The organism is Streptomyces sp. NPDC031418, from assembly GCF_055581605.1.
On the sequence record NZ_JBVIJC010000040.1, the window covers coordinates 1 to 14,192 of the forward strand.

The 14,192-nt window shown below is 73.7% G+C and carries 14 protein-coding genes; all 14 read right to left on the reverse strand.

Annotation, left to right across the window (positions count from 1 at the left end; translation table 11 throughout):
* Positions 1-156: 156 nt before the first annotated feature.
* On the reverse strand, positions 157-1,134 hold the full coding sequence (locus tag ACZ5CZ_RS37770) for a Gfo/Idh/MocA family protein (protein ID WP_468949331.1): 978 nt from the start codon (positions 1,132-1,134) through the stop codon (positions 157-159).
* Entirely contained in the window at positions 1,134-2,528 is a 1,395-nt protein-coding gene (locus tag ACZ5CZ_RS37775; protein WP_450793101.1) for an NDP-hexose 2,3-dehydratase family protein, read from the reverse strand. Before ACZ5CZ_RS37775 ends, ACZ5CZ_RS37770 begins: the two co-directional genes overlap by 1 nt.
* The gene (gene rfbH / locus ACZ5CZ_RS37780) at positions 2,525-3,829 is read right to left on the reverse strand and encodes a lipopolysaccharide biosynthesis protein RfbH (protein ID WP_385847973.1); all 1,305 of its coding nucleotides are present in this window, start codon (positions 3,827-3,829) and stop codon (positions 2,525-2,527) included. The genes ACZ5CZ_RS37775 and rfbH overlap by 4 nt, the downstream gene beginning before the upstream one ends.
* A 67-nt stretch (positions 3,830-3,896) precedes the next feature.
* The gene (locus ACZ5CZ_RS37785) at positions 3,897-4,841 is read right to left on the reverse strand and encodes an NAD-dependent epimerase/dehydratase family protein (RefSeq protein ID WP_468949334.1); all 945 of its coding nucleotides are present in this window, start codon (positions 4,839-4,841) and stop codon (positions 3,897-3,899) included.
* Complete coding sequence (rfbB, locus tag ACZ5CZ_RS37790; RefSeq protein WP_468949336.1) at positions 4,838-5,818, reverse strand: dTDP-glucose 4,6-dehydratase; 981 nt, start codon at positions 5,816-5,818, stop codon at positions 4,838-4,840. The genes ACZ5CZ_RS37785 and rfbB overlap by 4 nt, the downstream gene beginning before the upstream one ends.
* Positions 5,815-6,882: a glucose-1-phosphate thymidylyltransferase gene (locus ACZ5CZ_RS37795; protein WP_385847970.1), complete on the reverse strand. Its 1,068-nt coding sequence runs from the start codon at positions 6,880-6,882 to the stop codon at positions 5,815-5,817. Before ACZ5CZ_RS37795 ends, rfbB begins: the two co-directional genes overlap by 4 nt.
* Positions 6,883-6,916: 34 nt before the next feature.
* Positions 6,917-7,138 carry a hypothetical protein gene (locus ACZ5CZ_RS37800; protein ID WP_468949338.1) on the reverse strand — a complete coding sequence of 74 codons (222 nt, stop codon included), beginning with the start codon at positions 7,136-7,138 and terminating at the stop codon, positions 6,917-6,919.
* Positions 7,135-7,626: a nuclear transport factor 2 family protein gene (locus tag ACZ5CZ_RS37805; RefSeq protein ID WP_385847968.1), complete on the reverse strand. Its 492-nt coding sequence runs from the start codon at positions 7,624-7,626 to the stop codon at positions 7,135-7,137. The genes ACZ5CZ_RS37800 and ACZ5CZ_RS37805 overlap by 4 nt, the downstream gene beginning before the upstream one ends.
* A gap of 15 nt (positions 7,627-7,641) precedes the next feature.
* On the reverse strand, positions 7,642-8,625 hold the full coding sequence (locus tag ACZ5CZ_RS37810) for an alpha/beta hydrolase (protein ID WP_468949341.1): 984 nt from the start codon (positions 8,623-8,625) through the stop codon (positions 7,642-7,644).
* A gap of 8 nt (positions 8,626-8,633) precedes the next feature.
* Positions 8,634-9,200: a nuclear transport factor 2 family protein gene (locus tag ACZ5CZ_RS37815; RefSeq protein ID WP_468949343.1), complete on the reverse strand. Its 567-nt coding sequence runs from the start codon at positions 9,198-9,200 to the stop codon at positions 8,634-8,636.
* Between the two features lie 124 nt (positions 9,201-9,324).
* Entirely contained in the window at positions 9,325-9,531 is a 207-nt protein-coding gene (locus tag ACZ5CZ_RS37820) for an acyl-CoA carboxylase epsilon subunit (protein WP_385847963.1), read from the reverse strand.
* 77 nt (positions 9,532-9,608) lie between these two features.
* A complete protein-coding gene (locus tag ACZ5CZ_RS37825; protein ID WP_468949345.1) occupies positions 9,609-11,714 on the reverse strand; it encodes an ATP-grasp domain-containing protein in 2,106 nt (701 codons plus the stop codon).
* Positions 11,714-12,973: an ATP-grasp domain-containing protein gene (locus ACZ5CZ_RS37830; protein WP_467548983.1), complete on the reverse strand. Its 1,260-nt coding sequence runs from the start codon at positions 12,971-12,973 to the stop codon at positions 11,714-11,716. The genes ACZ5CZ_RS37825 and ACZ5CZ_RS37830 overlap by 1 nt, the downstream gene beginning before the upstream one ends.
* Positions 12,970-14,181: an MFS transporter gene (locus tag ACZ5CZ_RS37835; RefSeq protein WP_468949347.1), complete on the reverse strand. Its 1,212-nt coding sequence runs from the start codon at positions 14,179-14,181 to the stop codon at positions 12,970-12,972. The genes ACZ5CZ_RS37830 and ACZ5CZ_RS37835 overlap by 4 nt, the downstream gene beginning before the upstream one ends.
* Positions 14,182-14,192: the final 11 nt, after the last annotated feature.

Here is a 14,192-nt window from a genome sequence, read left to right on the forward strand (position 1 = left end):
AAAGAAGCGGTCTCCGAGGTGAACCGGTCACCGGTGAGCTGCATACCGTCACCCGAGTCCCCCGCGAACCGGATGATCACCCGGTCCAGACGCCGGACTGGCTTCGACTCGTTCTTCATCACATTCCGGTCCACTGGTTCTCCATGACACTGCGGTTCATGACACTGCGGTCGGCTCGTCGCGGGCCGTCTGCCGGATCTCCGCGAGGAGTTCGGCCTGGCGCAGACAGCGCTCGTCGGGTACGGCGCGGGCGGCGACGGCGGCCGCGAAGGCACGGACCGCCGCCAGGACCTGGTCGGCGGGCTCCAGTTCCCTGATCTCGACACCGGACCGGCCCTCCAGGCGCACCCGCGGCCGGTGGTCGGCCGGCGGGGTGAAGGCCCGGTCCACCGTCAGCCGGCCCTCGCTGCCCCAGATCTCGTAGCGGGAGCCGTAGGCGTGGTCCAGGCCGAACGTCAGCTGCACCCCGACCCCGTCCGGGCCGCCGAGCAGCGCCGAACCGGAGGTGTCCACCTCGTCGCCGGAGCCGGCGTGCAGCCGGGCGCCCAGCACCCGCAGCTCGTCGCCGAGGAAGTGCAGCGCGGCCCGGACCGGGTACACGCCGGTGTCCAGCAGGGCGCCGCCGCCGAGGCCGGCGCTGTAGCGGATGTCGCCCCGGGGCAGCCGGGGCACCGCGAACTCCGCGCGGAAGGCGCGGACCTCGCCGATGACGCCGTCCGCGATCCAGCGTCGTACGGTCTCGTGCTGGGGGTGGTGGACGAACATCACGTTCTCCGCCAGGACCAGCCCGGACCGGCGGGCCAGGGCGAGCAGGGCGGCGGTGGCCGCCGGGTCGGTGCTCAGCGGCTTCTCGGCGAGCACGTGCTTGCCGGCGCGCAGCGCGGCCTCGGTCCAGCGGGCGTGCAGCGCGGCGGGCAGCGGCACGTACACCGCGTCCACGTCGTCCCGTTCCAGCAGCGCGGCGTAGCCGTGCACGGGCCGGGCGCCGTACTGCTCGGCGAGGGTGCGGGCCCGGTCCGCGTCGCGGCCGGCGATCGTGGCGATCTCGATGCCGTCGGCGGCCGCCATGGCGGGCAGCAGCCGGCGCCGGGCGATGTCCGCGCAGCCGAGCACGCCGATCCGAAGGGATGGCATCAGGTGTGTGTCCTCATCGCGTTCAGGCAGGCGAGCAGGGTGCGGCCCTGCACATTGACGTAGTGGCCGTGCCGGACGAGCGTGGTGAGCTGGGCCGGGGTGACCCAGCGGTAGCCGGGCGGCGGGTCGAGCGGTGCCTCGTCCGCGTCGGCCTCCACGATCAGGTAGCGGCTGACGGCGTCGAGGAAGCGGCCGCCCTCCTCGGCGTGCACGGCGTCGTAGCGGATCCGGGCCGGGTCCGCGTTCAGCACCAGGTCGAGGAAGGGCGGGCGGTCCGCCGCGTCCAGGTGGGCGTAGTTGCCCGGGGTGTACTGGACGGTGGGGCCCAGCTCGACGGTGTCCAGGAAGCCGCCCTCGACGCGGGCGTGCGCCAGGACGTGCGGCACCCCGCCGATGGTCCGGGTCAGGAACGCGGTCACGCCGGTCCCGGCCGGGGCGAACAGCGGCTGGGTCCAGCCGCTGACCTCGCGGCTGCCCGCCTGCACCCGGACGGCCACGACGTCGAAGTAGCGGCCCTCGGTGTGGCTGATGGTGTGCTCGTCGCGCCGCCAGCCGGGCAGCCCGGCCAGCGGCACCCGGCGGACGTGCAGGTCGTGCCGGGAGCGTTCGGCGGTGAACCAGGACAGCAGCTCGGTGTCCGAGTGCAGCGCGCCGCCGTCCGGGTCGGGGAAGGGCGCGCAGGCCAGCACGGTCCGCGAGTCCATGTTCACCACGTTGTCCCGGTGCAGCAGTTCGCCGATCTGGCCGAGGGTGAGCCAGCAGAAGTCGTCGTGCGGTTCGACGTCCCCGATCGCCTCGACGATCATGTTGCGGTTGCTCTTGTGCAGGAACCAGGAGCCGTGCTCGGACTGGAGCGCGTCGGTGAGGACGCGGCCGCGGCGCGGGTCGGTGAAGTACTCGATGTAGCGGACGTCGGCGCCCCGGTGCACCTTGGTGTAGTTGCTGCGGGTGGCCTGCACGGTCGGCGACAGCTGGAGCAGGTTGGGGTTGCCGGGCTCCATCTTGGCCTGCATCAGGAAGTGCAGGACGCCGTCGAACTCCTTGACCAGGATGCCGAGGATCCCCACCTCGGGCTGGTTGATCGTGGGCTGGTACCACTCCTGCTCGGCGTCCCCGGCGGTGCGGACGTGCAGGCCGTGCACGGAGAAGAAGCGGCCGGTGTGGTGCACGAGGTCGCCGGTGCCGTCCTGGAAGTGCCAGCCGTCCAGCTCGGCGAAGGGGATCCGGTCGACCTGGAAGCGGTGGGCGCGGCGGCGCCCGTCGAGCCAGTCGGCGAAGTCCTCGGTGCGCAGCCCGGCGCCGGTGGTGGCGGCCGCGGAGCGGGCGATCCTGGCCGGCAGCGCGGTGTCCTGGCGGGGCTTGAGCAGCTTGCGCGTGAGGGTGGGCGCGGTCATGAGTGGGCCGCCACGAACTCGCGCACGGAGGCGATGACGTAGTCGAGCATCTCGTCGGTCAGGCCAGGGTAGACGCCGATCCAGAAGGTCTGCTCGGTGACGATGTCGCTGTTGGTCAGCTCGCCGACCACGCGGTGGTTGGTGCCGATGTAGGCGGGGTGGCGGGTGAGGTTGCCCGCGAACAGCCGGCGGGTGCCGATCTTGCGGTCCTCCAGGAAGTCGACCAGCGCGGCCCGGGAGAAGGGCGCGTCCGGCTGGACGGTGAGGACGAAGCCGAACCAGCTCGGGTCGCTGTTCGGCGTGGCCTCGGGCAGCAGCAGGTGCGGGGTGCCGTCCAGGCCGTCGCGCAGCCGCCGCCAGTTGCGCTTGCGGGCCTCGGTGAAGTCGTCCAGCTTGGCGAGCTGGGTGAGGCCGAGGGCCGCCTGGAGGTCGGTCGCCTTCAGGTTGTAGCCCACGTGGGAGAAGATGTACTTGTGGTCGTAGCCCTCCGGCAGGGTGCCCATCTGGTACTTGAACCGCTTGAGGCACTTGTTGCTCTCGCCGGGCTCGCACCAGCAGTCCCGGCCCCAGTCGCGCAGCGACTCCACGATGCGGGCCAGCGCCAGGTTCGAGGTGAGCACGCAGCCGCCCTCGCCCATGGTGAGGTGGTGGGCCGGGTAGAAGCTGACCGTGGTGAGGTCGCCGAAGGTGCCGGTCAGCTGCCCGCGGTAGGTGGAGCCGACCGCGTCGCAGTTGTCCTCGATGAGGAACAGGTCGTGGTCCTCGGCGAGCTGGGCGATCTCGGCGACCTCGAAGGGGTTGCCCAGGGCGTGCGCGATGATGATCGCCCGGGTCTTGGGGCCGATGGCGGCGGCGACCCGGTCCGCGGTGGTGTTGTAGGTGCCCAGCTCGATGTCGACGAAGACCGGGACCAGGCCGTTCTGGAGGATCGGGTTGACGGTGGTGGGGAACCCGGCCGCGACCGTGATCACCTCGTCGCCGGGGCGCAGCCGGGTGTCCTCCAGCAGGTGCGAGGTGAGCGCGGTGGTCGCGAGCAGGTTGGCCGAGGACCCGGAGTTGGTCAGATGGGCCTTGCGGCGGCCGAGCCGGCGGGCGAACCGGGACTCGAACAGCCGGGAGCTGCGGCCGGCCGCGATCCGCATCTCCAGGGCCGCCTCGACCAACGCCACCCGGTCCTCCTCGTCCAGGACGGCGCCGGAGGGCCAGATCTCGGTGGTGCCGGGGACGAAGCCGCCGGTGGGCTGGGTGTCCCGGTGGTACTTGCGGACCTCGTCCAGGACCAGTTCCTTGTGGACGCTCATGGTCGCCTTCCTGCGTCGGAGTGGGTGGTGTGTCGTTTCCGCCGTGCGTGCTTGCGTCGTGCGTGCTTCACACAGGGGCGAGCCGGGTGGCGGTCAGCAGGTCCCGGAGGGACTCGTCCAGCTCGCGTCGGGGGTGCCAGCCCAGCAGGCGCCGGGCGCGGGTGATGTCCGTGCGCTGCCACTCGGTGGTGGAGCGGGTGCCGTCGGCGGGGGCCTCTTCGACCAGCCGTACGGGCAGTCCGCTGAGCGCGATCATCCGGTCCACCAGCCGCCGTACCGGTACGGCCTCGCCCCGGCCGATGTTGACGAGCAGCCCGGCGGCCACGCCCCGGGGGGCGCCGGCCGCGGCGAGCACCGCGTCGGCCGCGTCGCGTACGTCGACGAAGTCGCGCATCGCGCGCAGCGGGGCCAGCCGCAGCTCGCCGGGGGCCGCCGGGTCGGCGGCCTGGCGGGCGAGTTCGGCGGCGACCTTGCCCAGCAGGCTCTCCGGCGGGGCGCCGGGCCCGCAGGCGTTGGCGACCCGGACCACGACCGCGTCCAGGCCGCCCTGTGCTGCGTCGAGCACCCAGCGGGTGCCGGCCAGCTTGGTACGGCCGTAGGTGCCGGCCGGTGCGGCCGGCAGGTCCTCGGTCAGCGGGACGCCGGCCGGGGTGGGGCCGTACTCGTGCACGCTGCCGAGCTGCACCAGCCGTACCGGGGCGGGCAGTTCGGGCAGGACGGTGACGAGGCGGCGTACGAACGCGTCGTTGAGTTCGCGCATCCGCTGCTCGTCGGCCTGCCAGACGGTGCCGGCCGCGTTCACCACCACGTCGGGGCGGTGGGCCGCGAGGAACGCGGCCAGCCCGGCGGCGGTGGCGGCGGTGAGGTCGAACGCGGCCCGGCCCCCCGACGCGGCGGGGGGCGCCGTCCGGGACACCCGGAGCACCCGGTCGCCGGCGGCCTCGAAGGTGTCGGCGATGTGCCGGCCCAGGAACCCGGTGGCGCCCAGGACCAGCACCCGGCGGCCGGTCACAGCCGGGCCGCCCGGTCCTTCGCGGCCTTCCACCACTGCGGGTTGTCGCGGTACCAGGCCACGGTGTCGGCGAGGCCCTCGGCGAACGGGACCCGGGGGGCGTAGCCGAGTTCCTCGCGGATCTTGGTCTCGTCCAGCGAGTAGCGCCGGTCGTGGCCCTTGCGGTCGGCCACATGGCGGACCGCGGACCAGTCGGCGCCGCACAGCTCCAGCAGCCGCTCGGTGATCTCGCGGTTGGTCTGCTCGTTGCCGCCGCCGACGTTGTAGACCTCGCCGGCCCGGCCGCGGGTCAGCACCAGCTGGATGGCCCGGCAGTGGTCGTCCACGTGCAGCCACTCGCGCACATTGCGCCCGTCGCCGTACAGCGGCAGCTCCCTGCCCTCCAGCAGGTTGGTGACGAACAGCGGGATGAGCTTCTCGGGCGTCTGGTACGGGCCGTAGTTGTTGGAGCAGCGGGTGATCGACAAGTCGACGCCGTGGGTGCGCCAGTAGGCGCGGGCGATCAGGTCGGAGGCCGCCTTGGACGCCGCGTAGGGCGAGTTGGGCAGCAGCGGCCACTCCTCGGTCCAGGAGCCCTCGTCGATCGTGCCGTACACCTCGTCCGTGGAGACGTGCACCACGCGCGGCACACCGGTGCGCAGGCAGGCCTCCAGCAGGGTCTGGGTGCCGTCGACATTGGTGCGGACGAAGTCGGCGGCCGACTCCAGCGAGCGGTCGACGTGCGACTCGGCCGCGAAGTGCACCACGGCGTCATGGCCGGGCAGCAGGTCCAGCAGCAGCGGCAGGTCGCAGATGTCGCCCTCCACGAAGTCCAGCCGCGGGTGCCGGGCGGGGAGGTTGTCGCGGTTGCCCGCGTAGGTCATCTTGTCCAGGACGGTGACCCGGGCGTCCTCGTAGCCGGCGTAGCCGCCGTCCAGGAGGGTGCGGGCGTAGTGCGAGCCGATGAAGCCGGCGCCGCCGGTGACCAGGATCCTCATGCCGCCACCTCGATCCGGGTGTGGTCGCCGACGACCAGCCGGTGGTGCGGGCTGCGGCCGTCGCCGGGGCCGATGGTGGCCATCCGGCCGATCAGCGAGCCGTGCAGCCCGCGGACCTCGGTGACCGTGGAGCCGTCGAGCGCGATGGACGACTCCAGATGGGTACGGCGCAGCACGCAGTCCCGGCCGATGGAGGTGTCCGGGCCGATGTCGCTGTGCTCGACCAGGGTGCCGGCGCCGATGATCGCGGGGCCGGTGATGTGCGAGGCGACCACCCGGGCGCCCTCCTCCACGACGACCGGTCCGACCAGGACGCTGCTGTCGTCGACCTCGCCGCGCACGCTGCGGGTGAGGCCCTCCAGGAGCTTGCGGTTGCAGTCCAGGACGTCGTCGGCGCGGCCGGTGTCCTTCCAGTAGCCGCCGTACTCGCTGGCGGCGACCCGGGCGCCCTGGGAGACCAGCCACTGGATGGCGTCGGTGATCTCCAGTTCGCCCCGGGGGCTGGGCTCGATCGCGGCCACCGCCTGGTGGATCGCGGGGGTGAAGAAGTAGACGCCGACCACGGCGAGGTCGCTGCGCGGCTGCTCGGGCTTCTCCACGAGACGCTCGACGTAGCCGTCCGGGCCGACCTCGACGACGCCGAAGGCGCGCGGGTCGGCGACCTTGTGCACGACGATCTGCGCGGCGGGCCGCTGCTCGGCGAACTCGCGGGCGATGTCCTCGACCCCGTCGGGCAGCATGTTGTCGCCCAGGTACATGACGAAGTCGTCGTCGCCGAGGAAGTCCCGGGCCAGCGCGACGCAGTGGGCGAGGCCCAGCGGCTCGTCCTGCGGGATGTAGGTGACGTCCAGGCCCAGCCGGGAGCCGTCGCCGATGACGGCGGCGATCTGCGGGGCCCGGTCGCCGACGATGATGCCGACCTCCGTGACGCCGAGGGCGCGGACGTTGTCCAGGACGTGCTCCAGGACCGGCTTGTTGGCTATGGGGATGAGCTGCTTGGGCATGGAGTAGCTGAAGGGCCGCAGGCGGGTCCCCGACCCACCCGACAACACCAGGGCTTTCATGGCAGTTTGTTCCTCTCGGACGCCGGGCGGCGCATCAGTCGATGCCGCGGAAGATGTGGCGGTCGGGGACGTCGCGCTCCTCCCCCGCGAGGAGCGCGGGCCGCTCGGTCGCGGGTTCGGACCGCGGCGCGGACTCGGATACGGGCGGCGCGGGCTGCTGGCCGCGGAGGGCGTCGGGCTGCTCGCGCCGGAGGGCGCCGGGCTGCTCGCGCCGGAGGGCGTCGGGCTGCTCGCGCCGGAGGAGGCCGGGCGTCATGCGCGCCCTCCCTCCGCGGTCCACAGCACGCTCACCGTCAGCTCGGCGATCCGCCAGCCGGCCGGGGTGCGGGTCGCCCGGATGTCGTAGTGGGCGCCGCCGGTGAACAGCGGGGCGGAGGCGTCGTGCGGGATGTGCACGGCGTGGATGTTGGCACGCACCGAGGCGCGGTCGCCCTGGAGATCGATGACGCTGTTGGTGGCGTAGTGCTGGTTGCCGGCCCAGTGGGCCCGCGGGGCGGCGAAGAAGTCGGGCAGGCCGGCGACGCCCTGGTGGGTGCCGTTGGGGAGGTTCAGCCGGACGTCCTCGGTGAGGATCTCGCGGTACTGGTCCACGGTCGGCGCGTCGGCGGAGTCCAGCCCGTGCACGAACCGGTCCACGAGTTCGGCCAGCCGGGCCCGGTCCTCCAGTTCACGCAGCCGGTCCTCCAGCTCCGCGAGCCGGTCGGCGGCGGGGGCGGCCACCGGGGTGGTGAGGGACGAAGCCATTACGGGTCTCCTAGGTCACGTCGTCGGTGTTCCGGCGGGGCCGTGGGCCGGCGCCGGGTGCGGGCGCGTATGGCCCGGCCGCGCGGGCCCGCCGCCGAGGCAGGGCAGCGCCGCGTCCTGGGCCAGGAGGCACTCCTCCAGGAAGCTCAGGACGCGCAGGTGGTAGGTGCGGGCCGCCCAGCCGAGGCTGATGTTGTGGCCGGCGTCGGGCTGGCGGTCGACCGACACCCGCGGCGCGGCCAGCGGCCGGCGCAGCTCCGCGACCGCCTCCTCGTCGAAGCGCCACCAGCGTTCCTGCTCGGCGAAGGTGAAGCGCACGGGGACGCGGATGCGAGCGGCCAGTGCGGGATACAGGGCCGGCCAGTGCAGGGACTCCCGGGTCTCCGCGGCCGGGATCGGGGACACCAGCGCGCGGCCCAGCCGGAAGGCGTCCGGCGGGTAGAGGCGCAGCGCGCCCCAGTGCCGCCGCCAGTCGCCGTGCCCGGCGATCCCGGGCAGCTGTTCGGGGGTGACGGCCAGACAGGTGCCGACGCCGGAGACGTCCACGCCGAGCAGCCGGGCGCCGTCCTCGTGGGCGGCGGCGGCCAGCGCCAGCTTGCCCCCGTTGGAGTGGCCGACCAGGAAGAACCCGGCGCCGACGGGGTGCTCGCGGGCGTGGGCGTCGAGCGCCGCGTGCAGGGTCTCGGCCTGTGCGGCCAGCGGCTGCCCCTCGGGGAGCCGCTCGGCGGACAGGCCGTAGCCGGGGCGGTCCAGGGCGAGCACGGTGTAGCCGAGTTCGGCGCCGGTGACGAGCAGGGACAGTCCGGGCCGGGCCCGGCTGTCGAAGTATCCGGCGCGCATCCCGCCGCCGTGCACCGCGACGACCACCGCGCGGGGCGGTCGGTGGGCCGGTTCGGCGAGCAGTCCGGAGAGCTGGACGCCGGCGGCGTCGAGGACGATGTCCCGCACCACCGGGGCCGTGGCGGCGGGGGGCCGTTCCGGGGCGAGGGGTTCGGTCATGGCCGTCCTCACATGACCGGGGTTCCGTCCGGACCCGGCCCGTCGGCCCAGGTGGCGGTGAAGCCCCACTCGCTCAGCCGCCAGCCCTCGGCGGTGCGGACCGCCTCGCCGACGCCGAACCCGCCGAGCTGGAACAGCGCGCCGATCCGGTCGGGCCGCTCCGGGGCGGGCCGGTGCACATGGGTGGTGACCATGTGGCAGCGCACCCGCGCCCGGTCGCCGTCCAGCTGCACGATGTGGTTGCCGCTGAGGTGGATGGTCCGGGCGAAGCGGATCTTGGCGTGGTAGTGGAACTCGGCGACCCCGGCGAGGCCCTCGTGGGTGCCGATGGGGAAGTGCAGCCGTACGTCCTCGGTGAAGACGGTGGCCGGCCAGTCCGCGTCGAAGCCGTGGTCGTCCTGGGTGTCCAGCAGGACCGTGTAGCGGTCGAGCAGCGCGCTCAGCTCGGCGCGGTCGGTCAGCCGGCGCACCTCGCGGCGCAGCGCGGCGAGTTCGTCGGTCAGCCCGTGCAGGACGGCGGCGTCGCTGACGAGCACGTCCTCGGGGCCGGTGGTGTGGTGCGGTGCGATGGTCACGTCTCTCGTGCTCCCTGACTCGGTTCTTTCTCCCTGACTCGGTGTCACAGGCCGGGGCCGGCGACCGCGAGCAGCGCGGCCACGGTGATGGCAGCCCAGGCGATGCGGGCGGCGAGGAGCGGGCTCACGGCTGTCCGGCCGGGGTGGTGTGGCGCCAGCTGCGGGCCATCGCGTGGCCGGGGGGCTGCCAGCGGGGGGTGGGGGCGGGCGGTTCGTCGCCGGTGGCGGGTGCGGCCGCGGTGCGGGCCATCAGCACCAGGGCGAGGGCGGCGAGTTCCTCGTCGGTGGGGGTGCCCTTCTCGACGCGGATGGTGTCAGTGGTTGCGGGCATGGTGAGTCCTTCGTGGGTCGGCGGGCCGGGGCGCGGTTCCCGGAGGTGAGGGGATCCGCGCCCACGACTGCCCGGTGCTACGGCGCCAGCGTGAAGATCCCCGTCTCGTTCAGCTGCTGGAAGTACGCGATGTCCGCCAGCAGCTCCGCCCGGTCGGGGTTGCGCAGCCACACCGTGTAGGCGCCGCCCGCCCCCGCTTCCTGGGAGACGTGCGCGCCCGGCTCGGGGCACTCCGCGTCGCCCGCGTACGACGGCCGGGACCGGATCTCGTCGAGGAACTCGATCCGGGCGAGCCGGCCCGGCCGGTGCACCACGAACGAGTAGTCGCCGACGTGCACGTCCGGCGCCTCGACCAGCCAGGAGGCCAGTGTCGGCAGCGGCTCGCGCGCGGCCCGCGGGGCGAACTTGACGATCTTCATCGACAGGGCGGACTCCGGGACGTCCGGGGCCTCGCCGTCGTAGCCGTCGATGACCAGCTCGAAGTGGACCGGCCCGTCCCCCGTCCCGGCCACGTCGACCACCTTCTGGAGGCGCCGGGTCAGCAGCGGGACCAGGGCGGAGCCGGCGGGCACGTCGGCGACGCTGGTCAGGATCGACTGGGCGCCCGAGGTGATCTCGAAGCACTCCCAGCAGTCGGCCAGCGTCAGCTCGCCCCTGCGGACGGTGCCGTTGGCGAAGTAGGGCCGCCCGGGCACGTAGTCGTGGGCGACCACCGCGCCGCCCCGCTCCCACAGCTCGGCGAGCTGCGCGTCGGGGACCGGCGGACCGTCCGGGCGGTGGAACAGCGCGGAGCCGCGGTCCGCGGAGAACTCCGGGCGCAGGACGACCGTGCCGGTGCGGTCCGCGAGATGCGCGGCCAGCTCCTTTGGCCCGGTCAGCACGGTGAGGTCGAGCGCCAGCTCCGGGTCGACGGAGGCGATCAGCGCGCGCTCCGCGACCTTGCTGCGGCCGCCGGTGTGCGGCACGGCCCGGACCCGGAAGTCCGCGGCGGTGGCCCGGATCGCCTCCTCCACGGCCGCCGAGGAGGCGCCCCGGAACCGGAAGCGCCCGCCGACGTGCTCGTAGTAGGAGTCGGCCTCGGGCAGCACGTCCCCGCGGGCCAGCAGCGCCTCGGCGTACGGGCCGGGGGTGCGGCCGGTCATGGAGGTGATCTCGGTGATCCGGCAGGGCCGTTCGGCCGGGGCCGGGGCGAGCAACCAGCCGCCGACCTCGGTGCCGGCGTCGGCCGGTGCGGGGGCGGGCGGCAGGCCCAGCTGGATCCGGAACGCGGTCTCCACCAGGTCGTAGCCGTGCAGTTCGCGCCAGACGAACGGGATCTCCGCTCCCCCGGCCCGCGCGCCGACCTCCAGGAAGGCGCAGTCGCCGGTCTCCCGGTCCACGAAGAGTTCCAGGTGGAACACGGTGGCCCGGGTGGACAGGGCGCGCAGCACGCGCACGCTGTAGTCGGCGATGGCGGACCGCAGGGCCGGGTCGCTCTCCTCCACCGAGCCGAGCACCGTGCCGCCGCGGAAGTCCAGGCAGGTGTTGAGGTAGCGGGAGGCGCGGACGACGGCCAGCTCCTCGCCGGTGAACACGCCGTCCACGTGGTAGATCGGGCGCGGGTCGTAGGCCTGGGCGAGGAGCGGTCCGTCGGCCGGGGCCGGGTCCTCGGGGCCGTCCAGCCGCCGTACCCCGGCGCTGGAGCTGCCGGCGAGCGGCTTGACGATCAGCGGCCAGCCGTGGGCGGCGCCGAAGGACCGTATCTCCCCGGCGGTGCGGACCAGGGCGAAGGCGGGCACCGCCAGGCCGGCCCGGGCGACCCGGTCGGCCATGGCGTGCTTGTCGCGGAAGTGGGCCAGGTCCTGCGGGCGGGGCCCGGGGCAGCCCCACTCCTCGCGCAGCCGGGCGCCCACCAGCAGGTCGTCCTCCTTGAGGGCGACGACATGGTCGGGGGCGCCGTGGACGGCGGCCAGCTCGCGGACGGCCGCGGCGACCGCGGCGAGGTCGTCGGTGGCGCCGACGGTGCGGAGATCCGCCGCCCCGTCGGGTACGGCGGCCCGGCCGACCTCGGTGGTCACATAGGTGACCCGGTCGGCCGCGTGGTCCACATAGCGTTCGTACGCGGCGTAGTGCTCGGCCCACCGGTTGACGACGACGATGTGCCGCCCGGTGCGTGCCCCCTGCGGCGGCGGGGTGGCGGCCATCAGCCCTCCTCGGGTTCGAGGTCGTAGAAGCCGGTGCCGTCGAGGTAGCGGACGGTGCCGGCGTCGCGCAGCACGACCTCCTCGGTCTCGTGCATCAGCCACATCAGCGCCGGGTAGGTGGTGTCGTCGACGGTGCGGCTGATCCGGTCGCCGGGCTGGACGTAGATGCTGAGGTCCTTGAAGCTGTCCAGGTTGCGGATCGCGTCCAGGTCCCGGTAGCCGCGCAGCACGCCCTCCACCGGGGAGACCAGGGCCACGTTGGCCACCACCTGTTGGCGCTGGTAGTCCTCGTGGGCGCGGGCGTGGAAGCGCTCCGGGTCGAGGTAGGCGTCCACGCTCCAGTCGAGCTGGGACTCGCCGGCCGCGAGCTGGGCGTAGTACGGCAGGTTGCCGCCGCAGATCCGGGCGCCGACCTCGACCAGCACCGGGCCCGCGTTGGTCATCTTGATCTCGACGTGCGCCGGGCCGTGCCGGATGCCCAGGGCGTCCAGGACGCGCCGCGCGTAGTCGGCCAGCCGGTCCTGGACGTCGCCGCGGCTCGCGGTCAGGTAGGCGGAGTCGTTGAGGTCCTGCACGCCGTTGGCGAGGATGCGGGTGGTGCGCCAGATCTCGCAGACGTGGTGCACGCCGTCCCGGCTGACCGTGTTGAGCATGTACTCGGTGCCGGCCAGGTACTCCTGGGCGACGACGGCCGTGTTCACCTCGGAGAAGACGTTGGGCGCGCCGAGGATGCGCCGGTAGGCGGCGACGGACTCCTCGGGGGTGTCGCAGAAGGAGACGTTGTCGCCGGCCGCGCTGCGGACGGGCTTGAGGACCACCCGGCCGCCGATCGACTCGTGCCAGGCGACGAGTTCGTCCTCGTCGCGCACCAGCAGCTGGCGGGCGGCCGGGACGCCCGCGGCGCGCAGGGTCTCGATCATCACGTACTTGTCGCGGCGGGCCTCGCTGAGGGCGGTGCCGTTGGTGGGCAGGCCGAGCGCCTCGCTGAGCGCGTCGGCCAGCTCGACGCCGATCTCGCCGCCGGCGACCACGGCCACCGGCCGGTAGCGGCGCACCGCGGCGACCGTCTCCGCCAGGTCGCCGCGGTGGATGATGTTCTCGACGTAGTTGTCGACGTCGAAGGAGGACCGGTAGACCTCGGGCACCTCCACCGTGCTCTGCACGCGCACCAGGGAGGCTCCGGCCTTCTCGAACTGGGCGGCGAGCAGCCGGGTCGGGGCGTACGAATCGACGATGACGACATGCGGTGCGGAGGTCACTGGGGGCTCCCTGCGGTCTCGGGTTCGGTGCTGGTGGCGGATGCGGGCCGGTCGGACCGGGCGGTCGTACGGCGCGCCACCGGCCAGGTGATCAGGGCCACCGCCACGGCCAGTCCGCCGACGGTGGCGAACCCGCCGGCGGGGCCGGTGTGATCGAGGGCGAGGCCGGCGGCGAGGCTGCCCAGGGCGGTGCCGGCGGTCATGGCCACGGAGTACAGGCTCATCACCGTGGCCCGGACGGAGTCGTCGGCGTGGCTGCTGACGGCGGCCGCGGTGGAGGCGAAGGTCGGCGCGTACAGCAGGGTGGCCGGGATCAGCGCCAGGCCCAGCCACAGCGCCCCGTGGGCGAGGCCGAGCGGGGCGGTGGTGACGCCCATCAGCAGCAGGATCAGGGCGGCCGGCGGGCTCTTCTTCAGGCTGCCGTAGAGCAGGCCGCCGACGATGGAGCAGATGCCGCAGCCGATCAGCACGGGGCTGGTCCAGCCGACCTGTCCGGCGTCCTTCAGGCTGCCGACGATGGCGAGTTCGGTGCCGGAGGAGACCGCGCCGGAGACGAAGACGCAGGCGAGCGCGGCCACCAGACCGGCCGTCAGATAGCCCGCGGGCCGCTCCCCGGCCCCGGCGGGAGCGGCCTTGCGGGTCACCGGGGGGTTGCGCAGCGCGATGGCGCTGCCGCTGACCAGCAGCAGGGTGCCCACGCCGAGCAGCGCCTGCCCGGTGGACAGCTGGGTGGAGACGAGGACCGCGAGGGCGGGGCCCGTCATGTAGGAGATGTTGGTGAGGATGGAGTCGACGGCGAACGCCGTGTGCTGCTGCTCCTCCGGCACCAGGCCGGAGATGGCCAGCCGGGCCAGGGTGGAGCCGGGCACCAGGACCAGCCCGGACAGCAGGGCCGCGACCACCAGCACCGGGTACGGCAGCAGCGGCGCGAGACCCCAGAACAGGGCCTGGCCGACGGTGGCCACGACGAACAGGGGCCGCAGCCCGCGCCGGTCGATCACCCGGCCCTGCACGGGCGCGCCGATGGCGACACCGACGGTCCAGGCGCCGGTGACCAGACCGGCCTGGGCGTAGCTCAGGTCGAGTCCGACGGTGACGCGCAGCGTCAGGACGATCGGGATGGCGACGACCGGGATCTTGGCCAGCAGGCCGAGCAGCAGCACGGGTTTCAGCCCGCGCACGCTCAGCACCTGACGGTATGTCTGCACAGTGGGTTCCT